The 19,679-nt window shown below is 75.8% G+C and carries 20 protein-coding genes and 1 riboswitch; of the genes, 11 read left to right on the top strand and 9 right to left on the bottom strand.

The window, feature by feature from the left end:
• Positions 1-12: 12 nt before the first annotated feature.
• Together ACH443_RS14760 and ACH443_RS14765 are read right to left on the bottom strand one after the other, a co-directional pair.
• Positions 13-495, bottom strand: a complete 483-nt coding sequence (locus tag ACH443_RS14760; protein WP_429766164.1) for a DUF456 domain-containing protein — start codon at positions 493-495, stop codon at positions 13-15.
• Between the two features lie 28 nt (positions 496-523).
• Positions 524-895 carry a hypothetical protein gene (locus ACH443_RS14765; RefSeq protein ID WP_429766163.1) on the bottom strand — a complete coding sequence of 124 codons (372 nt, stop codon included), beginning with the start codon at positions 893-895 and terminating at the stop codon, positions 524-526.
• A 404-nt stretch (positions 896-1,299) separates the two neighbouring features.
• On the opposite strand from ACH443_RS14765, the gene ACH443_RS14770 reads away from it, so the two are divergent.
• Genes ACH443_RS14770 through ACH443_RS14785 form a run of 4 tightly spaced genes read left to right on the top strand, consistent with a single transcriptional unit; the run spans position 1,300 to position 6,044 of the window.
• Positions 1,300-3,030 (top strand): nitrite/sulfite reductase, encoded by a 1,731-nt coding sequence (locus tag ACH443_RS14770; protein WP_430590734.1) that lies wholly within the window; start codon positions 1,300-1,302, stop codon positions 3,028-3,030.
• Positions 3,027-3,878: a phosphoadenylyl-sulfate reductase gene (locus ACH443_RS14775; RefSeq protein ID WP_430557840.1), complete on the top strand. Its 852-nt coding sequence runs from the start codon at positions 3,027-3,029 to the stop codon at positions 3,876-3,878. The genes ACH443_RS14770 and ACH443_RS14775 overlap by 4 nt, the downstream gene beginning before the upstream one ends.
• Positions 3,875-5,233, top strand: coding sequence for a uroporphyrinogen-III C-methyltransferase (cobA, locus tag ACH443_RS14780; protein WP_430590735.1), 1,359 nt, complete (start codon positions 3,875-3,877; stop codon positions 5,231-5,233). The genes ACH443_RS14775 and cobA overlap by 4 nt, the downstream gene beginning before the upstream one ends.
• 55 nt (positions 5,234-5,288) lie before the next feature.
• Positions 5,289-6,044: a sirohydrochlorin chelatase gene (locus tag ACH443_RS14785; RefSeq protein WP_429766157.1), complete on the top strand. Its 756-nt coding sequence runs from the start codon at positions 5,289-5,291 to the stop codon at positions 6,042-6,044.
• Here the strand turns inward: ACH443_RS14785 and ACH443_RS14790 are convergent.
• On the bottom strand, positions 6,010-6,624 hold the full coding sequence (locus tag ACH443_RS14790; RefSeq protein ID WP_429766298.1) for a LuxR C-terminal-related transcriptional regulator: 615 nt from the start codon (positions 6,622-6,624) through the stop codon (positions 6,010-6,012). The two genes, ACH443_RS14785 and ACH443_RS14790, sit on opposite strands and share 35 nt — an antisense overlap.
• A gap of 68 nt (positions 6,625-6,692) precedes the next feature.
• Positions 6,693-8,042 (bottom strand): sensor histidine kinase, encoded by a 1,350-nt coding sequence (locus ACH443_RS14795; protein ID WP_430590736.1) that lies wholly within the window; start codon positions 8,040-8,042, stop codon positions 6,693-6,695.
• A gap of 137 nt (positions 8,043-8,179) precedes the next feature.
• Between ACH443_RS14795 and ACH443_RS14800 the strand changes: the two genes are divergently transcribed.
• Together ACH443_RS14800 and ACH443_RS14805 are read left to right on the top strand one after the other, a co-directional pair.
• Positions 8,180-9,685 carry a PspC domain-containing protein gene (locus ACH443_RS14800; RefSeq protein WP_430590737.1) on the top strand — a complete coding sequence of 502 codons (1,506 nt, stop codon included), beginning with the start codon at positions 8,180-8,182 and terminating at the stop codon, positions 9,683-9,685.
• Positions 9,685-10,302 (top strand): hypothetical protein, encoded by a 618-nt coding sequence (locus ACH443_RS14805; protein WP_430590738.1) that lies wholly within the window; start codon positions 9,685-9,687, stop codon positions 10,300-10,302. The genes ACH443_RS14800 and ACH443_RS14805 overlap by 1 nt, the downstream gene beginning before the upstream one ends.
• Before the next feature lie 61 nt (positions 10,303-10,363).
• Here the strand turns inward: ACH443_RS14805 and ACH443_RS14810 are convergent, their stop codons facing one another.
• Positions 10,364-11,065 carry a hypothetical protein gene (locus ACH443_RS14810; RefSeq protein ID WP_430590739.1) on the bottom strand — a complete coding sequence of 234 codons (702 nt, stop codon included), beginning with the start codon at positions 11,063-11,065 and terminating at the stop codon, positions 10,364-10,366.
• A gap of 134 nt (positions 11,066-11,199) precedes the next feature.
• Between ACH443_RS14810 and ACH443_RS14815 the strand changes: the two genes are divergently transcribed.
• A complete protein-coding gene (locus tag ACH443_RS14815) occupies positions 11,200-12,372 on the top strand; it encodes a glycosyltransferase family 4 protein (RefSeq protein ID WP_429766152.1) in 1,173 nt (390 codons plus the stop codon).
• A gap of 125 nt (positions 12,373-12,497) precedes the next feature.
• Positions 12,498-13,058 (top strand): hypothetical protein, encoded by a 561-nt coding sequence (locus ACH443_RS14820; protein ID WP_429766150.1) that lies wholly within the window; start codon positions 12,498-12,500, stop codon positions 13,056-13,058.
• Between the two features lie 150 nt (positions 13,059-13,208).
• Here ACH443_RS14820 and guaA read toward each other — a convergent pair whose 3' ends face one another.
• The 4 genes from guaA to thiE form a co-directional block, all read right to left on the bottom strand.
• Positions 13,209-14,816 carry a glutamine-hydrolyzing GMP synthase gene (guaA, locus tag ACH443_RS14825; protein WP_430557831.1) on the bottom strand — a complete coding sequence of 536 codons (1,608 nt, stop codon included), beginning with the start codon at positions 14,814-14,816 and terminating at the stop codon, positions 13,209-13,211.
• Positions 14,817-14,866: 50 nt separating this feature from the next.
• Positions 14,867-15,580 (bottom strand): OmpA family protein, encoded by a 714-nt coding sequence (locus ACH443_RS14830; RefSeq protein ID WP_430590740.1) that lies wholly within the window; start codon positions 15,578-15,580, stop codon positions 14,867-14,869.
• Positions 15,577-16,245, bottom strand: a complete 669-nt coding sequence (locus ACH443_RS14835; protein ID WP_430590741.1) for a hypothetical protein — start codon at positions 16,243-16,245, stop codon at positions 15,577-15,579. Before ACH443_RS14835 ends, ACH443_RS14830 begins: the two co-directional genes overlap by 4 nt.
• Positions 16,246-16,387: 142 nt before the next feature.
• Positions 16,388-17,071: a thiamine phosphate synthase gene (gene thiE, locus ACH443_RS14840; RefSeq protein WP_430590742.1), complete on the bottom strand. Its 684-nt coding sequence runs from the start codon at positions 17,069-17,071 to the stop codon at positions 16,388-16,390.
• 31 nt (positions 17,072-17,102) lie between these two features.
• Positions 17,103-17,205, top strand: a riboswitch (TPP riboswitch).
• Between thiE and thiO the strand changes: the two genes are divergently transcribed.
• The 3 genes from thiO (at position 17,195) to ACH443_RS14855 (ending at position 19,566) form a co-directional block, all read left to right on the top strand.
• On the top strand, positions 17,195-18,448 hold the full coding sequence (thiO, locus tag ACH443_RS14845) for a glycine oxidase ThiO (RefSeq protein WP_430590743.1): 1,254 nt from the start codon (positions 17,195-17,197) through the stop codon (positions 18,446-18,448). It overlaps the preceding riboswitch by 11 nt.
• Positions 18,445-18,690, top strand: a complete 246-nt coding sequence (thiS, locus tag ACH443_RS14850) for a sulfur carrier protein ThiS (protein WP_429766141.1) — start codon at positions 18,445-18,447, stop codon at positions 18,688-18,690. Before thiO ends, thiS begins: the two co-directional genes overlap by 4 nt.
• Before the next feature lie 33 nt (positions 18,691-18,723).
• Complete coding sequence (locus tag ACH443_RS14855) at positions 18,724-19,566, top strand: thiazole synthase (RefSeq protein WP_430590744.1); 843 nt, start codon at positions 18,724-18,726, stop codon at positions 19,564-19,566.
• Positions 19,567-19,679 lie beyond the last annotated feature (113 nt).

Below are 19,679 nucleotides of genomic sequence, written 5' to 3' on the forward strand. Positions count from 1 at the left end.
TCGCGCGCCGGCTCAGGTGAGGACGAGCCCGACCACCCACGCGAGAGTGGCCACGACGCCGCCCGCGAGCTGCACGCCGATCGTGATGAGCGTGGCCTTGAGCGCCGCGCGCGTGGCGGTCCAGGCGACGGCCGCGTCGCGCCGTCGGGCCAGCTCCACGAGGAAGACGGCCCCGGCGAAGAAGAGGAAGAGCCCGACCACGGGCACCACGAAGAACCCGACCACCCCCGCGACGCCCGCCAGCGCGAGCGTGCCCCAGGGCACGTCGGCCCGGCGCATGTGACGCCCCGCGAGCAGCCACTGACCGGTCTCGGCGGCCACGACCGCCAGGGCGGCGACGGCGAAGCACACCCACGCCGTCGTGCCGCCGGTGACCCACGCCCACACGAGGATGCTCCCCAGCACGAGCACGTTGCCGGGGAGCACCTGGACGACGATGCCGACCAGGCCGACGGCGATCGCCAGCCCGACCAGCACCTCCCCCAGGACGCTCATCGCGACCGACCCGGGGCCACGTGGACGGTCACCAGAAGACGGCGACCAGGATGTTGACCAGCGTCAGGGCGCCGATCGAGTGCTTGAGGCCGGGGGCCACGGCACCCGTGCCGTTGTCGCCCTTCGAGCCCTGCCGCTTGGCGACGAACGCGAGCACGGCGATGATCAGCGCGATCACGAGCTTGACGCCGATCTTGGCCATGCTGGGGCCTCCGTCGGCCCACAGGTCGCCCATCTCGGCGATGCCGACCATGAGGATGCCGGCGACGAGGGCGGTCGCGGCGCCGTGGAAGACCCCGCGGTAGAGGCCGGGGCTCTTGATCGACGCGATGTAGCCACCGAGGACGATCGCCCAGCCCACGAAGTGGAGCGCGACGAAGACGTGGTAGAGGAACTCCATGCGGGCAGCCTAGCCGCGCGCGGAGCGGGATCTGACACCGGTGTCCGCAACCGGTCACACATCACACCCGGACAGACCTCCGCAAGCCGGCCCCGCATCGTCCCACCATGTGGTCCCACCATGTGGACGTCGTCTCGCGCGCCGGCGCCCGGAGCGGTTACGGTCATCCCCATGACCACGGCCGCGCACCGCCTCCTCGTGACGACTCGTCACGAGATGCCGGCGTGCGTGCGTCGCAGCATGCGCAGCTGTCTGTGCTGCTGTCGCTGATCGCGCCCTACCTCAGCCCCGCCGCGGACCCGCGGCTCCTGAGCACCGGCGCGCGCCGTCGGTCCTCGGCCCACCCCCGCTGAGTCGCTCGTCGTCGCGCGTCCCGCCCCCGAGGACCCGAGGAACTCCCCCAGATGACGACGCAGACCACCGCACCCGCCCCGACCAGCGACGACGCCCCCGCCCGCGTCCGCCCCCCGCGCGCGACGCGGCCGAACGGGCAGTGGAAGGTCGACGGCACCGATCCCCTCAACCACAACGAGGTCTTCAAGCAGGAGGCGGCACCGCTCGGCGTCCGCGAGCGCATCGAGTCGACCTATGCGCGCGAGGGCTTCGACTCGATCACCGACGACGACCTGCACGGCCGCTTCCGCTGGTGGGGCCTGTACACGCAGCGCAAGCCCGGGATCGACGGCGGCCGCACCGCGACGCTCGAGCCGCACGAGCTCGAGGACCGGTTCTTCATGCTCCGCGTCCGCTCGGACGGCCAGCCCCTGTCGCCCGCCGCCCTGCGGGTGCTCGGCGGCATCTCGGCCGACTTCGGGCGCGGCTCTGCCGACATCACCGACCGGCAGAACATCCAGTACCACTGGATCGAGATCGAGAGCATGCCGGAGATCTGGCGCCGCCTCGACACCGTGGGCCTGGAGACCACCACGGCCTGCGGCGACTCCCCCCGCGGCTTCCTCGGCAGCCCGGTGGCGGGCATCGCGGCCGACGAGATCATCGACCCCACCCCCGTGATCCTCGAGATCAAGCGCCGCTACATCGGCGACCCGGAGCTGGCCAACCTGCCCCGCAAGTTCAAGACGGCGATCACCGGCCACCCGAGCCTCGACGTGGTGCACGAGATCAACGACATCTCGCTGGTCGGCGTCGTGCACCCCGAGCTCGGCCCCGGCTACGACCTGTGGGTGGGCGGCGCGCTGTCCACCACGCCGCGGCTCGGCGAGCGTCTCGGCGTCTTCGTCACCGAGGAGCAGGCGCCCGACGTCTGGCACGGCGTCATCCGCATCTTCCGCGACTACGGCTACCGGCGGCTGCGCAACAAGGCCCGCCTGAAGTTCCTCCTCGCCGACTGGGGCACGGAGAAGTTCCGCGAGGTGCTGGAGAGCGAGTACCTCGGGTACGCGCTGCCCGACGGCCCGGCCCCCGCGCCGGCCACCCGGCCCGGCGACCACGTCGGCGTGCACGAGCAGAAGGACGGCCGGTTCTACGTGGGCGCGGCCCCCGTCGTCGGGCGGGTCGGCGGCAACACCCTCACCGGGCTGGCCGACCTCATCGAGCGGGTCGGCGCGGACTCCGCCCGGCTCACCGCGCACCAGAAGGTCGTGATCCTGGGCGTGCCCGCCGACCGCGTCGACGAGCTGCTGGACGGGCTGGAGCCGCTGGGCCTCACCGCCCGACCGAGCCTGTTCCGCCGCTCGACGATCGCCTGCACCGGCATCGAGTTCTGCAAGCTCGCCATCGTCGACACCAAGGACACGGCGGCGCGCGTGATCGGCGAGCTCGAGGACCGGCTGGGCGACGTCACCGGGCGTCTCGACCGGCCCATCGAGCTCAACGTCAACGGCTGCCCCAACTCCTGCGCCCGCATCCAGACCGCCGACATCGGGCTGAAGGGCCAGATCATCACGGTCGACGGCGAGCAGATGCCCGGCTTCCAGGTGCACCTGGGCGGCGGCCTGGTCGGCGAGGGGCGCGACGCCGGCGGGCTGGGCCGCACGGTGCGCGGCCTCAAGGTGCCGGCGTCGGAGGTCGGCGACTACGTGGAGCGCGTCGTACGGCGGTACGACGCCGAGCACGACGGCGGCGAGACGTTCGCCCAGTGGGCGCACCGGGCCGACGAGGAGGCCTTGCGGTGACCGCCGTCGAGATCTCCTCCCCGGTGACGCTGCTCGCGTCCCCGGCCGGCGGCGGCCGGCTCGCCGAGGTGCGGGCCCGGGCGGCGGCGCGCGAGGAGTCGCGCCAGGCCAGGCAGCGCGCGCGTGCGTCCCGGCACCGGCGCTCGGTCGAGGAGCTGCGCCACGTCGTCGAGCGCGGTCAGGCGCAGCTGCACGCCGACGGCGACCGCCCCGAGGCCACGGCCGTGGAGGTCGTCGCCTGGGCGGTGCGCGAGTTCGGCCCGTACCTCGCGGTCGCGTCGTCGATGCAGGACCTCGTGCTCGCCCACCTGGTCTCCCGGCAGCTCCCGTTCGTCGACGTGCTGTTCGGCGACACCGGCTACCACTTCGCGGAGACGCTCGGCACGCGCGGCGCCGTCGAGATCGAGATGGACGTGGACGTGGTCGACGTCCGCCCCGCGCTCACCGTCGCCGAGCAGGACGCGCAGCACGGCCCCCGCCTGCACGACCGGGACCCCGAGGCCTGCTGCGCCATGCGTAAGGTGGCTCCCATGCGGCAGGCCCTGCAGGGCTACGAGGCCTGGGCGACCGGCGTCCGCCGCGGCGAGACCGCGGCCCGCGCGAACGCGCCCCTGGTCTCGTTCGACGAGCGCAACGGCGTCGTGAAGATCAACCCCCTCGCGGCCTGGACCGACGAGGAGGTCCAGGAGTACGCCCGGACGCACGGCGTGGTGGTGAACCCGCTGCTCAGCGACGGGTACCCGTCCGTGGGCTGCGAGCCCTGCACCCAACGGGTCGAGGCCGGGCAGGACGCCCGCGCCGGTCGCTGGGCCGGCCGGGACAAGGACGAGTGCGGGCTGCACGTATGAGCCGCCGCAGGACGTCCTCGAACGGGTCGCGCTCCGCCCGCCCCGCCCCGCCGCACGACACGTACCCGCTGGGCCTGCGGGTCGGTGGCCGCCTCGTCATCGTCGTGGGCGGCGGCCCCGTGGCGCTGCGCCGCGTGCGCGGACTGCTCGCCGCGGGGGCCCGCGTGCGCGTGATCGCGCCCGACGTCGTGCCCGAGCTCGCCTCGCTCGTCTCCGCGGGCTCGATCGAACGGATCACCCGCGGGTACTGCGACGGCGACCTCGACGGCGCGTGGCTGGTGCACACCGCCACCGGCGACCCCGACGTGGACGCCCGCGTGGCCGGCGACGCCGAGCTGCTGCGGACCTTCTGCGTCACCGCGGGCGACGCCGAGCTCGGCTCCGCGTGGGTGCCCGCCGTGGCGCGCACCCCCGTGACGGACGCCGCCGGCCGGCCCGCGGGCGACCTCGCCGTGGCCGTCACCGCCGGGCGCGACCCGCGCCGCGCCGTGCGGGTGCGCGACGCCGTCGTGGCCGGGCTCGACGACGGCAGCCTGCCGTTGCGTGCCGTGCGCCCCGCGGGCGACGACGACGGACGCGCGACGCGCCCGGGCCGCGTCGCGCTCGTGGGCGGCGGCCCCGGGGACGCGGGCCTCATCACCGTGCGCGGGCGGCGGCTGCTCGCCGCGGCGCACGTCGTCGTCGTCGACCGCCTGGCACCGCGCTCCCTGCTGGCCGGGCTGGGCGACGGCGTCGAGGTGGTGGACGTCGGCAAGACGTCCGGGCACCACCCCGTGCCGCAGGACGAGATCACCGCGCTGCTGGTGCGGCACGCGCTCGCCGGGCGCGACGTGGTGCGCCTCAAGGGCGGCGACCCGTACGTCTTCGGCCGCGGGGGCGAGGAGCTGGACGCCTGCCGCGCCGCCGGGATCGAGGTGGAGGTCGTGCCCGGCGTGACGTCGGCCGTCTCCGTACCGGCGGCGGCCGGCATCCCGGTCACGCACCGGAGTCTCGCCCGCGGGTTCAGCGTGCTCACCGGGCACGACGACGTCGGCCAGGTCCCGGGCGGTACCGACCACACGCTCGTGCTGCTCATGGGCGTCACCCGGCTCGCGGACACCGCCCGCGCCCTCGTCGCGGCGGGTCGCCCGGCGGACACGCCGGTCGCCGTCGTGGAGGACGGGTTCGGCGCCCGCCAGCGCACCACCGTCGGCACCCTCGCCGACATCGCCGACCGGGCCCGCGCCGTGGGCGTGCAGGCGCCGGCCGTGACCGTCGTGGGCGACGTCGTGCGACGCAGCCCGGCGTGGACCGGGCCGGCGTCCTCCCACGGCTCCGCTCACACCGTCGCAGCGCCGGCCGTGAGGTCGTCGTGACGACCGTTCACGCGGGCGCAACGTCGCAGGACGCCGCCCGCCCTAGGGTCGCGGCATGACCGTCCCCGCGCTCCTCGCCGTCTCGCACGGGACGGCGTCCGCCACCGGCGCGGGCGCCGTCGCGACCCTCGTCGAGGCCGTGGCCGCCCGCCTGCCCGGCGTCCCCGTGCACGCGGGCTTCGTCGACGTGCAGCAGCCCGACGTCCCGACCTGCCTGACCGGGCTGCGTGGCCTCCGGGCGCCGAGCGTCGTGGTGCCGCTGCTGCTGTCGGCGGGGTACCACGTGCACGTCGACCTGCGCGACGACGTCGACGCCGCCGTCGCGGGCGGCGACGACGTCACGCTCGGCGGGGCGCTCGGGCCCGACGACCGCCTGGTCGACGTGCTCGAGCAGCGCCTCGCCGAGGCGGGCCTGCGCGACGACGACACCGTGGTCCTGGCCGCCGCCGGGTCGAGCGACGCGCGCGCCGTCGCCGACTGCGAGACCACGGCCGCCCGCCTGGCCGGGCGCCTGGGCCGCCCGGTCGCCGTCGGGTACATCGCGAACGCCACCCCGCGCGTGCACGAGGTGGTCGACGCCGCCCGGGCCCAGCACCCGGGCCGTCGCGTCGTCGTCGCGTCCTACCTGCTCGCGCCGGGGTTCTTCGCCGACCTCGCCGCGCGGGCGGGCGGGGACGTCACGACCGCACCGCTCCTGGTCGCCCACGAGGACGCGCCCGCCGAACTCGTGGACGTCGTCGTCGAGCGCTACCGCGCCGCTGGTCGCGCCGACCCGCTCACAGCAGCCGGCGCGCCGCGGCCCACCGCGTGAGCTCGTAGCGGCTGGAGAGCTGCAGCTTGCGCAGCACGGCGGACACGTGGGTCTCGACCGTCTTGATGGAGATGAACAGCTCGCTCGCCACCTCGCGGTAGGAGTAGCCGCGCGCGATGAGCCGCATGACCTCCTGCTCCCGCTTGGACAGCCGGTCCAGCTCGTCGTCCGCGACGGCGACGTCGCCCGCGGAGGTGCCGAACGCGTCGAGGACGAAGCCCGCGAGCCGCGGCGAGAAGACGGCGTCCCCGCCGGCCACGCGGACCACGGCGCCCGAGAGGTCGGACGCCGAGATGTTCTTGGTGACGTAGCCGCGCGCCCCGGCGCGGATGACGGCCACGACGTCCTCCGCGGCGTCGGAGACGGACAGCGCGAGGAACTTCGTCTCGCCGAGCAGGTCCGCGCAGCGCCGTACCACCTCCGCCCCGCCGCCGCCGTTGCCTCCCGGCAGGTGCACGTCGAGCAGCACGACGGGCGGGCGGTGCTCGTGCACCACGGCCACGGCCTGGTCGACGTCCGCCGCCTCGCCCACCACCTGCACCCGGCCGTCCAGGCTGGCGCGCACGCCGGTGCGGAACATGTGGTGGTCGTCGACGAGCACGACGGGGACCGGCCCCGTCGGCTGCGGCGTCGCGTCGGTGGGAGTGGTCACGTGCGTGCTCCTTCGTCGGCAGTGCTCGGGTCGTTCTCGTCGGTGGGCCCGGCGGCGGTGGGGCCGGCGGCGGTGGGGCCGGCGGCAGGCTCCGCCGCCGGCGCGGCCGACCCGTCGCGCGGCATGCGCAGCCGCACCTCGGTGCCCCAGCCGGGCCGGCTGGTGACGTCGGCGGTGCCGCCGCGCCGGTGCACGCGCCCGAGGATGGACTCCCGCACCCCGAACCGGTCCGGCGCGATGTCGTCCATCTCGAACCCGTCGCCGCGGTCGCGGACGAACACCTCCACGGCGGCGTCGGTCACCTCGAGGTAGACCGTCACCGGCGGGCGGCCGTGCACGACGGCGTTCACGAGCGCCTCGCGCGACGCCTGCAGCAGGGCCGAGGTCTCCTCCGTGGGGACGCAGTCGCCCACCATCACCGACTCGACCTCGACGGCGCGGCCGTCCTCGACCTCCGCGACGAGGGCGCGCAGCTCCGCAGCGAGCGACGTGCCCGGTGCGGTGCGGTCGGTGTACAGCCACTCGCGCAGCTCCCGCTCCTGGGCGCGGGCCATACGGGCCACCGCCTCCGGGTCGTCGGCACGCGAGCGGATGAGGGCGAGGGTCTGCAGGACGGAGTCGTGCAGGTGGGCGGCGATGTCGGCGCGCTCCGCCTCGCGCGCACGGGCGGCGCGCTCGTCGCCCAGCTCGCGCACCAGCCGCAGCCACCAGGGCGCCAGCATGAGCGCCGCGCCCGCGAGGACGGCGAGCGACGCCACGGCCGCCTGCAGCAGCACGGGCACGGGGGCGTCCTGGCCGATGAGCAGCAGCACCCCCACCATGACGAGGACGACGCCACCCACGAGCCGCAGCACGAGCGTCGAGCGGCGGGTACCCGAGCCTGCGTCCCCGGCGCGGCCGCGCTGGGCGGCGTCGAGCTGGCTCCACGCCAGGGCCAGGCCGCCCACGGCGACGAGCGCCGGCAGCACCCACGACGCCCCGACGTCCCACCCCGCGCGGATCGCGACCAGGATGAAGGCGCCCGCGATGAGCGCCGCCCCGATGAGGACGTCCCGCACGGGCAGGGCCGCGACCGGCCCCCGCAGGCGCAGCCGCGGCGCGAGCCGTTGCATGGACGTGGGCCTGGTGTCGGCGGCCTGCCGCGGGTCGCCCGACGGCACGGTCACCCACCAGAACACGTACGCCACCGCGCCCGCGCCCGCCACCAGCGTGAGCAGGAGGAGAGCGAGGCGCACCACGAGGACCGGGAGGCCCAGGTGCGCGGCGAGGCCCGCGGCGACGCCGGCGAGCACCCGCCCCTGAGGGGGCCGGCGCAGCGGGAGGCGCGGGGGTCGCTCGGTGGTCATGCTCCCGATCCTGGCACGTCAGGGGCGCCCCGGGGCGCGGGATCCCGAGGTTTCAGGGTGGCTCGACCCGTCGAATCAGGGTCGCGTCAGGGCAGCACCCGATGCCGCGCGGGCTCCCCGATCGCCAGGATGGAGCCATGAGTACCGACGACCTCCCCCAGCCGCCCGGGCCGCAGCCCGGACCCGGCGGCGCCCCCGCCGCGGGCGGCACCCCTCCGCGCCGCTCCGGCGACGGCTTCTTCGACTCCATCCGCCGCATGGGCGTCACCCGGTCCGACAACCGGTGGGTCGGCGGCGTCGCCGGCGGCGTGGCCGAGCGCTTCGGCCTGGACCCGCTGCTGGTGCGCGGCCTGCTGATCCTCAGCTTCTTCCTCACCGGCGCGGGCATCGTCATCTACGCGATCGCGTGGGCGCTGCTCCCGGAGCGGGACGGCCGCATCCACCTGCAGCAGGCGTTCCGCGGGGACTTCGACGTCGCGCTCCTCGGGGCGGTCGTCGCCCTGATCGTCGGCTTCGCCTGGGGCGACGGCCTGAGCTGGTGGGGCTTCGGGATCGAGTGGATCGGCGCCCTCCTGTGGGTGGCCGTCTGGGTCGGGATCGTCTGGCTGGTCGTCAAGCTGATCCGCGACCGCCGCCCGCGGAACGGCGGCCCCGGCGCCCCGCCCGCGCCGCCGTACCCCGCGGCTCCCCCGTACCCGGCCGCGCCCGCGCCGGGCACGACCGACGACCCCACCACGGGCGGGCCGTCGTCCACGGGCTCCTTCACCCCGGCGCCGCCGGCGCCCTACCTGACGACGCCGCCGGCGCCGCAGCCGCCGACCGAGCCCTCCAGCCCCTCCGGCTCCTGGGCCGCGGCGCCCGCCGCGCCGGCCGGCGCCTGGGCCTCCGCGCCCGCCGCTCCCCCGGCGGCCCCGGTCGTCGCACCGCGCCCGCCGCGGCCCCCGCGTCCCGTGCGGCGCGGTCCCGGCGCCGCCGCGGTCGGCATCGTCCTCGGGCTCGTGCTGCTCGGTGGCGCGCTGCTCCTCGTCGCGGACCGCACCGGGAACCTCGACCTGCCCCTCGGGCCCACCTGGCTGGGCGCGTCGATCGTGGTCCTCGGGCTCGGGCTCGTCGTGACCGGCCTGCGCGGCCGGCGTGGCGGCGGCCTGACGTTCCTCGCGATCCTCGCGCTGATCGCCGGCGTCCTCACCTGGCCCTTCGCCGGGGACCGCAGCTCCTGGGAGTTCTGGGACGCCGCGCCGCAGCAGTCCGGCGCGGCCGCGGTCGTCAGCGACGGCACCCTGCACCCGACGACGACCGCCGAGGCCGAGGAGGGCGTGCACGTGCGCTTCGGCGACGCCACGGTCGACCTCACCGACCTCGACCTGTCCGACGTCCCGCTGGACGACCCCGTCGTCGTCCCCGTCACGATCTCCGCCGGCAACGCGACCGTCCTGATTCCCGACGGCACAGCCGTGGAGGCCGACGTCGAGGTCATCGCGGGCAACGCCGAGTGGTTCGTGGACGGCCAGGACCGCTCCGTCAACACCTACACCAACGGTCCCGTGCGGTTCACCAACGAGGAGGCTCGCCAGGCCGATGGCGCCCGCCTGCTGCTCGACGTCGGCGTGCGCGCCGGCAACCTGACCATCGAGGAGTCCTGATGAGCGACGACAAGTCCACCACGCCCGGCCCCGAGCCGGACGAGACCCAGGCCCTGCCGGCCGCGGACGAGACGCAGGCCCTGCCTGCGGCCGACGACACCCGGGCGCTGCGCGCGGCCGACGAGACCCAGGCCTACCCCGCCTCGGGCGACACCCGCGCGTTCCCGGTGGCGGGGCCGGACGACCCGCTGTCGATCTTCGACCAGCCGGAGCGGCCCGCGGAACCCGCCGTCACCGAGCACGGGCCCACCCAGCCGGCGGCGACCGCGCCGGAGACGCCCGCCCCCGGCTACGGCGCCGCCGCGCCCGAGCCGACGCTCGAGCCGGCCTCGTCGGGGTGGGCCTCGTCCGAGCCGGCGGAGGCGGCGCCCGCGCCCCCGGTGGCGCCCGTCCCCGTGGACGAGCCGCCGGCCAGCACCGGCCCGCGGGCGAGCACGATCGTGTGGGGCTTCCTCGTCGTCGCCTTCGGCGTGGGCCTGGTGGCCAACGCCGCGGGCGCGCACATCGACGTCGAGCTGGCCGCGATCGTGCTGCTCGCCGCGGCGGGCGCCCTGCTGGTGATCGGCTCCGTGGTGAGCGCGGTGCGCCGCCGACGCCGCGCGACGACCGCCCGCTGACGCGCACGACGACGCGGCGGTGACCATCGGGTCACCGCCGCGTCGTCGTGCGGGTCGGGCCTCAGGCCGACGGCGAGCCGCTGCCCCCCGCCGGCGGCGCGGCCGGAGGGTTCTCCGGCGGCGTCGAGGGGGACGCAGACGGCGGCGTCGAGGGAGGCGTCGACGTCCCGGCGGAGGGCGCCTCGGGAGCCGTGCGCGTGCTCGGCCGCTCGGGCGGCGCGGCGGGCGTCGTCGGGGCCGACGGCCGGTCGGGCTCGACCGGGTCGGCGCGGTGCGCGGCGTGCGACAGCCCGCCCTCGGACGTGAGCGAGGGCGAGTCGATCACCACCTGCGGCCCGCCGGCGAGCTTGCGTAGCGCGCTCCCGAGCAGGATGAACACGATGCCCAGGCCGATGACGAGGGCGCAGACGCCGAACGCCACCACCGACGTGAACAGCGACGCGCGCAGGAACGACGCGTCCATCACGCTGTCGCGGACGGGGTCGTCCTGGTCGAGCTGGGCATAGGTCTTCCCGTCGGCCATCTCGGTGGCGTGCTTGTCGATCACCTCCGCCTGCGCGTACGCGGTGAACGGTCCGGCGACGTGCTGGCCCGCGAACATGTTGGCGTCCTCGGAGACGGTGATCTCCTCGGCGGAGAGGGTCTGGGAGACGACCACCCAGACGCCCACGCCGAGCACGATCATGACGATGCCCGCGATGACGGTGATCATCCCGATCCCGCGGACGCCCTTGGTCGGATGAACGGTGACAGTGCTCGACATGTCGCACCTCTCCTCAGGTGTGTGCCGTGGCGCGTGCGCCAGAGGTCCCGCTCCTCGCACGGTAGCGCCAACGCACGCCCTCGGCTCGGCGAAGCCGCAGGTGGCCGCGCCGCTGCCGATGGCAGGATGAGCCGGTGCGCATCGTCCACGTCTCCGACTCCTACCTGCCGCTGCTCGGCGGCATCGAGACCCAGGTGGCCCGGCTCGCGCGCCGGCAGGCGGAGGCCGGGCACGACGTCGAGGTCATCACCACGACGCCGGCCGCCCCCGGCGACCACGGCCTGACGACGTCGACCGACGGCGACGGCGTCGTCGTGCACCGCGTCGCCGCCCGCGTGCCGGGGGGCTTCCCCGTCCACCCGCGCTCGACGGCGCACGTGCTGGCGCGGCTGCGCGAGCTCGAGGGGGACGGGCGGCGCCCGGACGCCGTGCACCTGCACATGGGCGTGCTCGCCCCGACGGTCGAGCTGGCGCTCCGCCCGGTGACCCGGCTCGGGCTGCCGGCGCTGCTCACCGTGCACAGCGTGTGGGGCGGCTGGGATCGCGCGTTCGGCGCGCTCGACCGCGTGACCCGGTGGTCGTCGTGGCCGGTCCAGTGGTCCGCGGTGAGCGAGCTGACCGCCGCTCCCCTGCGCCGTGTCGTCGGGCGACGACTCGCGCCCGACGCGGCGGCGGGTCGCGTGTCGGTGCTGGGCAACGGCATCGACGTCGACGCCTGGCGGCTGCCGCGCGTCGAGCGGGGCGAGCGGGCGGAAGGGCGCGAGGTGCACGTCGTGTCCGCCACCCGGTTCGCGCCGCGCAAGCGGGTGCTGCCGATGCTGGAGGCGATCGCCGCCGCGATGGAGAAGGCCCCCGGGCGCCTGGTCGCGACCATCGGCGGCGACGGCCCGCAGCTCGCCGACGCCCGCCGCTGGGTGCGCGAGCACGGGCTGGCCGACACGGTGCGGCTCGTCGGCCGCCTCACCCCGACCGAGCTCAAGCGCCTCTACGTGCGCGCCGACGTCTTCGTCGCCCCCGCGGTGCAGGACGCGTTCGGCATCGCGGCGCTCGAGGCCCAGGCCGCCGGACTCGCCGTCGTCAGCCGGTCGCAGTCGGGGGTCGCGGAGCGCCTGGTCGACGGGCGCGACGCCCTCCTCGTGGACGACGACGCGGCGATGGCCGGCGCCCTCGTCCGCCTCGCCGACGACCCCGCCCTGCTCGACGCGATCATCGCCCACAACCGCTCCGCCGAGCTCGCGACGTCGTGGCCGCGCGTGCTCGCCGACGTCGACCGCGCGTACGAGCGCGCCGCATCGCTCGTCCGCTGACCGAGGCGGCGTCACCGCAGGTCACGGGCACGTCGTTGCTCGGGCGTATCAAGATCGCCCGCTCCGCGCTCCCCCCACACCGTGACCGGCGACGAGGGGATCGCCGGCAGACGTGAGGAGCGAAGATGACCATCACGACGCAACGACGCAACGTCCGCGCCCGGCTCGCCGCCGTCGTCGGCGGGCTCGCCGCGATCACCGCGCTGGGGGTCGCGGGTCCGACCGCGACGGCCGCGCCCGCGGACGACCTGGCGCCGGTCCAGGTGCAGCGCGTGGACAGCGACGCACCGGTCATGGTCGAGGACCTGAAGATCTCGGCCACGGCTGCCAGCACCACCTACTACTGCGCCGTCCTCGACGGGACCTTCGGCTGCAAGAACGCGAAGCCGGGGACCGGGCTGGTCGTCGCACGGTTGTACCAGAACAAGGACTACGGCGGCTTCCAGGTCGTCGTGTTCAACCCGAAGTACAAGGTCGGCTGCACGTCGGGCACCGGGGACAACGAGGGCGGCGCCAACCTCGGCACCGCGCTGTCCAACCGGATCAGCTCCGTCAAGACCTACAACGGCTGCGACGTGCGCCTCTACAACGGCAACAACAAGACGGGGGCGTACACCGGGTTCATCGACAAGGACAGCTACCTCGGCAGCTTCAACGACCGGGCGAACTCGTTCCGCATCTCCTGACACATCCACCAACGGGAACGGCGGCGGGCACTTCCGCCGCCGCCCACCCGTGTCGGTGGGGGCGGGACGTCGTGTCGTGAGAGCCGAGCGAGGAACGAGCGAATCATTCGAACGACACGACGTCCCGCCCCCGCCGACGCTCGACCACACTCACTCCCACTCGATCGTGCCCGGCGGCTTGCTCGTCACGTCGAGCACCACGCGGTTGACCTCGCTCACCTCGTTGGTGATGCGGGTGGAGATGACGGACAGCACGTCGTAGGGCAGGCGCGTCCAGTCGGCCGTCATGGCGTCCTCGGAGGACACGGGGCGCAGCACGATCGGGTGGCCGTAGGTGCGGCCGTCGCCCTGCACGCCGACGGAGCGGACGTCGGCCAGCAGCACGACGGGGCACTGCCAGATCTCGTCGTCCAGGCCGGCCTTGGTGAGCTCGGCGCGCGCGATGGCGTCCGCCTGGCGCAGCGTCTCGAGGCGCTCCGCCGTCACCTCGCCGACGATGCGGATGCCGAGGCCCGGACCCGGGAAGGGCTGGCGGGAGACGATCTCCTCCGGCACCCCGAGCTCGCGGCCGACCGCGCGGACCTCGTCCTTGAACAGGGTGCGCAGCGGCTCGACCAGCTCGAACTGCAGGTCGTCGGGCAGGCCGCCCACGTTGTGGTGGCTCTTGATGTTGGCCGCGCCCTCGCCCCCACCGGACTCGACGACGTCCGGGTAGAGCGTGCCCTGCACGAGGAACTTGACCTCCTCGCCGTGGGCGCCCGCCTCGGCGACGATGTCGCGCTGGGCGTCCTCGAAGACGCGGATGAACTCGCGGCCGATGATCTTGCGCTTCGTCTCGGGGTCGCTCACGCCCGCGAGGGCGGTGAGGAACCGCTCCTTCTCGTCGCGGATGATCAGCTTCACGCCCGTGGACGCGACGAAGTCGCGCTCGATCTGCTCGACCTCGCCCTCGCGCAGCAGGCCGTGGTCCACGTGCACGCAGGTGAGCTGGTCGCCGACGGCGCGCTGCACCAGCGCGGCGGCGACGGCGGAGTCCACGCCGCCGGACAGGGCGCAGATGACGCGCGCGTCGCCGACCTGCGCGCGGATCGCGGCGACCTGGTCGGCGATGACGTTGCCGGCCGTCCAGTCGGGCGCGAGCCCCGCGCCCTCGTAGAGGAACTTCTCCAGCACGGCCTGACCGTGCGCGGAGTGCTTGACCTCGGGGTGCCACTGCACGCCGTACAGGCGGCGGCCGGTGTCCTCGATCGCCGCGACGGGCGAGCCTGACGACGTCGCGAGCACCGTGAAGCCCTCGGGCGCCGCGTGCACGGAGTCGCCGTGGCTCATCCAGGTGGTCTGGTGGTCGGGGGTGCCCGCCAGCAGCACGCCGGCCTCGCACACCTCGACCTCGGTGCCGCCGTACTCCCGCTGCCCCGTCTGCGCGACGGTGCCGCCCAGCGCCTGCGCCATCGCCTGGAAGCCGTAGCAGATGCCGAGCACCGGCACGCCGGCCTCGAACAGCGCCGGGTCCACGAACGGCGCGCCGGTGGCGTACACCGACGACGGGCCGCCCGACAGGATGATGGCCGCCGGGTTCTTGGCGAGCATCTGCTCGGTGGTGAACGTGTGCGGCACGATCTCGGAGTAGACGCGGGCCTCGCGCACCCGGCGCGCGATGAGCTGCGCGTACTGGGCGCCGAAGTCGACGACGAGGACCGGTCGCGGCGTGGGCGCCAGGTCGGCGGTGGTGGGGGTGTCGGTGGCGGGAGACGTCACCGAGCCATCGTAGCCGCCGGACGGTACCGCTCCCGGGCCCGTCCCACGGGTCACGCGGTGGGGTAGGTCACCTCGACGCGGCGGTTGAGCGCCCGCCCCGCGGGGTTGTCCTGGCCGTCCACCTCGTTGTCCGCGACCGGGTCCGCCTCGCCGTGGCCCTCCACCTTCAGCGTGAGGTCCGGCCGCTCCGCCGCGAGCACGTCGGCGACCGCGTTCGCGCGCTGCCGGGAGAGCGTGAGGTTCTTCGCGTCCGTGCCGATCGAGTCGGTGTACCCGTCCACGCGCACCGTCGCGTCCTGCGGGATGTCCGCCGCCAGCCTCGCGACCGCCTTCGCCGCCTCCGGCGTCAGCGTCGCCCTGCCGAAGTCGAACAGCAGGTCGGACGTGAGCGTGACGACCGTGTCGTCCTTCTTCTCCTGCCTCTGCTCCAGAGTGATGGTGGAGTCCGCGGCGTCCAAGGCGAACGTCGAGTCGCCCGCGCGCAGGTCGACCGTGGCGTCCGTGCGCATCGCGTCGGTGGTCTCCGCGGCCTCGACGGTCGCGTCCTGCTCCGCGAGCGCTGCCCGCGCCTCCTGCATCAGCTCCGGGTCGGCCGTCGGAGCGGCGCCCGACGACGGGCTCGGCGACGCGCTCGGCTCGGTCCCCGCCACGGCCGGGCCGGCAGCACCCGGGGCGAGCAGCGCGGCGAGCAGCGCGGCGAGCAGCGCGGCGAGCAGCGCGGCGAGCGCCGCGACCACCGTCCCCCGCTGCCGTCGAGCCGTCACTTCGCGGCGCCGTCGACGTAGGTGACCGTCACGTCCGTGAACAGCGGCAGCCCCTCGGCGGGCAGGACGTCCACCGTCGCGGGCTCCCCCTCCGGCGCGGGCAGCACGGCGGACACCTCGATGGTGCCGTGGTTGGGGAACTTGAAGGCGTGCTTCTCGAGAGGGGACACGAGCATGGACTCACGGCACTTGATCTGCGCGACCGCCGCCTTCGTCGAGTCGTCGGTGTCCTCCTGCCAGGCACCCTCGGTGCAGAACGGCCGGTACGCCTTGAGACCCGCCCGGTCCGTCATGGTCGTGCTGGGTTCCACGCTCATGTCGTACCAGCTCGCCCCCGCGTCGGCGGGCGACGCGTCGTCGTCCCAGCGCAGCGCCCAGCGCACCGTCGTCGTGCCGCCGGCCACCTCGACCGCCCGCAGCGACACGGTCACCTCGCCGCCGAGGGCCGCGTCCGAGCCGTGCGGCGTCGCGATCTTCTGCTCCGCCATCACCTGGTCGGCGACGGACGCCGTGCCAGGATCCGCGGCCGCCTCGGCCTCCGGGGTGGCCGATGCGGCCGTTCCAGACGTCCCGCCCTCCTCCTCGGCGCCCCCGCCGGTGCACCCGGACAGGACGAGCAGGGCGCCGGCGAGCAGCAGGGCGGACGTGCGGGCACGAGGGGACATCGACTTCTCCAGGGCTCGGGGGGCGCGACTCGCCCCGGCGCGAGGCGGGGCGAGCTCACTGTGGCACACGCCACCCCCGCCGGGTATCACCCGCGAGGGGGAGCACTCCCCATCCCGGGGCGTGCCCGGATGGGCCGGCGGGTCAGCCCAGCCGCTCGCGCAGCTCGCGGGCGGCGCGCTCGGGGTCGGGCGCCTGCGTGATCGCCCGCACGACGACGACGCGCGACGCTCCGGTGTCGAGCACGGCGTCCAGGCGCTCGCCGTCGACGCCGCCGATGGCGAACCACGGCGTCGTCGGGCGGGTCGCCGCCACCTCGCGCAGCAGGTCGAGCCCGACGGCCGCGCGGCCGGGCTTGGTGGGCGTGGCCCACAGCGGGCCGACGCAGAAGTAGTCGACGTCCGGGTCGGCCTCCGCCGCGGCGGCCTGGTCCGCGGAGTGCGTGGACCGGCCGAGCACCGGCGCCGGCCCCAGCAGCGACCGCACGGCGGGCACCGGCAGGTCGCGCTGCCCCATGTGCACCACGGGCGTCCCGGTGAGCTGCGCGACGTCGGCCCGGTCGTTCACCGCCCAGAGCGCGCCGTGCTCCGCGGCGACGCGGGCGACCACCTCCTGCAGCTCGAGCTCGCGCGCGACGTCGAGCGTCTTGTCCCGCAGCTGCACGACGTCGACGCCGCCCGCGAGCGCTGCGTGGAGGAAGTCCTCCAGGTCGCCGCGCTCCTCGCGGGCGTCGGTGCACAGGTACAGGCGGGCGTCGGCGAGGCGGGCGCGGGGCGCGTCGGGAGCGGTCTCCGGGGCGGCACCGTGGTCGGGCGCGGTCGTGGTCACGCCGGTCAGGGTAACCACGGCCCGGGTTACAGTGGCCGCGCACGGGAGCCCCGCTCGGGGCTGAGAGGGCGTAGGAGCCGACCGTCGAACCTGATCTGGGTCATGCCAGCGAAGGGAGCGCACATGCCCACGCCCAGCAGTCCGTCCGACGCCCTGTCCGGCACCCTGTCCGGCACCCTGTCCGACACCCTGTCCGACATGGTCGTCGTGGGCGGCGGGATCGTCGGCCTCTCCGTGGCCTGGCGCGCCGCAGCGAGCGGTCTGTTCGTCACCGTGCTCGACCCGTCGCCCGGCGAGGGCGCCACCCGCGCCGCGGCGGGGATGCTCGCGGCTGTCAGCGAGTCCGACTTCGGCGAGCGGGAGCTCGCCCGCCTCAACGTCGCCTCGGCCGCGCTCTGGCCCGACTTCGCCGTCCGCCTGGCCGCGGCGACCGGGCGCGACGTCCCCCTGCTGCGCGCCGGGTCGCTCGCCGTCGCGTACGACGCCGACGACCTCGCCCTGCTGCGCCGGGTCCTGGCGCTGCACCGGGAGTGGGGCCTCGCCTCCGCCGAGGTCTCCGTGGCCGACGCGCGGCGGCGCGAGCCGTACCTCGGGCCGCGGCTCGCCGGGGCGGCCGTCGTCGAGGGCGACCTCGCCGTGGACCCGCGAGGGGCGCACGCGGCGCTCGTCCAGGCTCTCGGCGGCGCCCTCGTGCGCCGCGCGGCGGCGCGGCTCGAGCGCGACGGCGCGGGCCGCGTCGTCGCGGTGCACGACGACGCGGGCGCGCGCCACGCCGCGGGCGCGGTCGTCGTCGCGACCGGCGCGGTCGCGACGGCGTCGCTGCTCGACGGCGTGCCCGACGTGCGTGTCCCGGTGCGGCCGGTGAAGGGCGCCACGCTGCGCCTGGACGCCGGCCCGGGCCTCGCGCTCGAGCACGTGGTGCGGGGCACCGTGCAGGGGCGGCCGGTGTACGTCGTGCCGCGGGGTCCCGGTACCGGCGCGGGGCCCGGCACCGGGCCGAGCCACCGGGAGATCGTCGTCGGCGCCACCAGCGAGGAGCGCCCCGACGACCGCCGCGCCGAGGCGGGCGGCGTGTTCGCGCTGCTGCGTGACGCCCGCGCGCTCGTGCCCGGCATCGACGAGGCCGCGCTGGTCGACGTCACGCCGCGCGCCCGCCCGGCCACCCCCGACAACCTGCCGCTCGTCGGCGCGACCGCGGTGCCCGGCCTGCTCGCCGCCGTCGGGCACGGGCGCAACGGGGTGCTGCTCGCCCCGCTCACCGCCGACGCGGTCGTGGCCGTGCTGACCGGAGCGCCTCCCCCCGACCCGGCGCTGTCCGCCGCCGACCCGCGCCGCTTCGCGCCCGCCGCCCGTCTCCCCGAAGGAGCCGCCCGATGACCGCCGCCCCCGCCACCCGCACCGCCGTCGTGAACGGCGAGGCCTACCCGCTCGACGGGCCGCACGGCGACGGCGTCGAGGCCGTCGTCGCGGCCCTCGTGCCCGCGTTCGTCGCCGACGGCTCCGTGCAGGGCATCGCCGTCGCCGTGAACGACGCCGTCGTCCCCCGCGGCCTGTGGGCCGGCACCCGGATCGCTCCCGGCGACCGGGTCGAGATCGTCACCGCCGTCCAGGGCGGCTGACCACGAAGCCTGACCACGAAGCACGGAGGAAGCATGACCAGCACGCACGCCGCGGCCACGTCCCGCCCGCTCGCGCACCCGCTCGTCGACCCCCTGGTGGTCGCCGGCACGGAGATCGGCTCGCGCCTCGTCATGGGCACGGGCGGCGCGTCGAACCTCATGACGCTCGAGGACGCGCTGGTCGCGTCGGGCACCGGGCTCACCACGGTGGCGATGCGCCGCGTCGCGGTGCGCCCGGGCGGCGCGGGCGCCGAGGACGGCGGCATCTGGGGGCTGCTGGAGCGGCTCGGCATCCGCGCCCTGCCCAACACGGCGGGCTGCTTCTCGGTCACCGAGGCCGTGCTCACCGCCCAGCTCGCGCGCGAGGCGTGCGGCACCGACTGGGTCAAGCTCGAGGTCGTCGCCGACGACGTCACCCTGCTGCCCGACCCGATCGGCCTCGTCGAGGCGGCCGACCGGCTCGTGCGCGACGGGTTCGTCGTCCTGCCGTACACGAACGACGACCCGATCCTCGCGCGCCGGCTGGAGGACGTCGGGTGCGCCGCCGTCATGCCGCTCGGCGCCCCCATCGGCACCGGGCTGGGCGTGCTCAACCCGCGCAACATCGAGGCGATCGCGAGTGCCGCACGCGTGCCCGTCGTCCTCGACGCCGGGGTGGGCACGGCGTCCGACGCCGCCCTCGCGATGGAGCTCGGCTGCGACGGCGTGCTGCTCGCGACCGCCGTCACGCGCGCCGCCGACCCGGTCCGCATGGCGCACGCCATGCGCCTCGCCGTCGAGTCCGGCCGCCTCGCCGCCGGGGCCGGCCGCATCCCGCGCCGCGAGGGCGCGCTGGCCAGCTCCTCCCCCGACGGCCGCCTCGACCTCGCCCTCTGAACCCTGCCGAGATAGAGAAGGCTCCTCGCCGAGATAGAGAGGGGGGGGGGGGGGGGGGGGGGCGGGGGGGGCCCGGGCCCGGGGGGGGGGGGGCCGGCGGTATAAGGGGGGCA

The sequence above is a fragment of the Isoptericola sp. NPDC019571 genome, assembly GCF_044389385.1.
GTDB lineage: Bacteria > Actinomycetota > Actinomycetes > Actinomycetales > Cellulomonadaceae > Isoptericola > Isoptericola nanjingensis.

Bases quoted from the DNA above. Each gene is read 5' to 3' on its own strand.
- ACH443_RS14760 (WP_429766164.1), bottom strand. From the start codon at position 495: ATGAGCGTCCTGGGGGAGGTGCTGGTCGGGCTGGCGATCGCCGTCGGC.
- ACH443_RS14765 (WP_429766163.1), bottom strand. From the start codon at position 895: ATGGAGTTCCTCTACCACGTCTTCGTCGCGCTCCACTTCGTGGGCTGG.
- ACH443_RS14770 (WP_430590734.1), top strand. From the start codon at position 1,300: ATGACGACGCAGACCACCGCACCCGCCCCGACCAGCGACGACGCCCCC.
- cobA (WP_430590735.1), top strand. From the start codon at position 3,875: ATGAGCCGCCGCAGGACGTCCTCGAACGGGTCGCGCTCCGCCCGCCCC.
- ACH443_RS14785 (WP_429766157.1), top strand. From the start codon at position 5,289: ATGACCGTCCCCGCGCTCCTCGCCGTCTCGCACGGGACGGCGTCCGCC.
- ACH443_RS14790 (WP_429766298.1), bottom strand. From the start codon at position 6,624: ATGTTCCGCACCGGCGTGCGCGCCAGCCTGGACGGCCGGGTGCAGGTG.
- ACH443_RS14795 (WP_430590736.1), bottom strand. From the start codon at position 8,042: ATGACCACCGAGCGACCCCCGCGCCTCCCGCTGCGCCGGCCCCCTCAG.
- ACH443_RS14800 (WP_430590737.1), top strand. From the start codon at position 8,180: ATGAGTACCGACGACCTCCCCCAGCCGCCCGGGCCGCAGCCCGGACCC.
- ACH443_RS14805 (WP_430590738.1), top strand. From the start codon at position 9,685: ATGAGCGACGACAAGTCCACCACGCCCGGCCCCGAGCCGGACGAGACC.
- ACH443_RS14810 (WP_430590739.1), bottom strand. From the start codon at position 11,065: ATGTCGAGCACTGTCACCGTTCATCCGACCAAGGGCGTCCGCGGGATC.
- ACH443_RS14820 (WP_429766150.1), top strand. From the start codon at position 12,498: ATGACCATCACGACGCAACGACGCAACGTCCGCGCCCGGCTCGCCGCC.
- ACH443_RS14835 (WP_430590741.1), bottom strand. From the start codon at position 16,245: ATGTCCCCTCGTGCCCGCACGTCCGCCCTGCTGCTCGCCGGCGCCCTG.
- thiO (WP_430590743.1), top strand. From the start codon at position 17,195: ATGCCCACGCCCAGCAGTCCGTCCGACGCCCTGTCCGGCACCCTGTCC.
- thiS (WP_429766141.1), top strand. From the start codon at position 18,445: ATGACCGCCGCCCCCGCCACCCGCACCGCCGTCGTGAACGGCGAGGCC.
- ACH443_RS14855 (WP_430590744.1), top strand. From the start codon at position 18,724: ATGACCAGCACGCACGCCGCGGCCACGTCCCGCCCGCTCGCGCACCCG.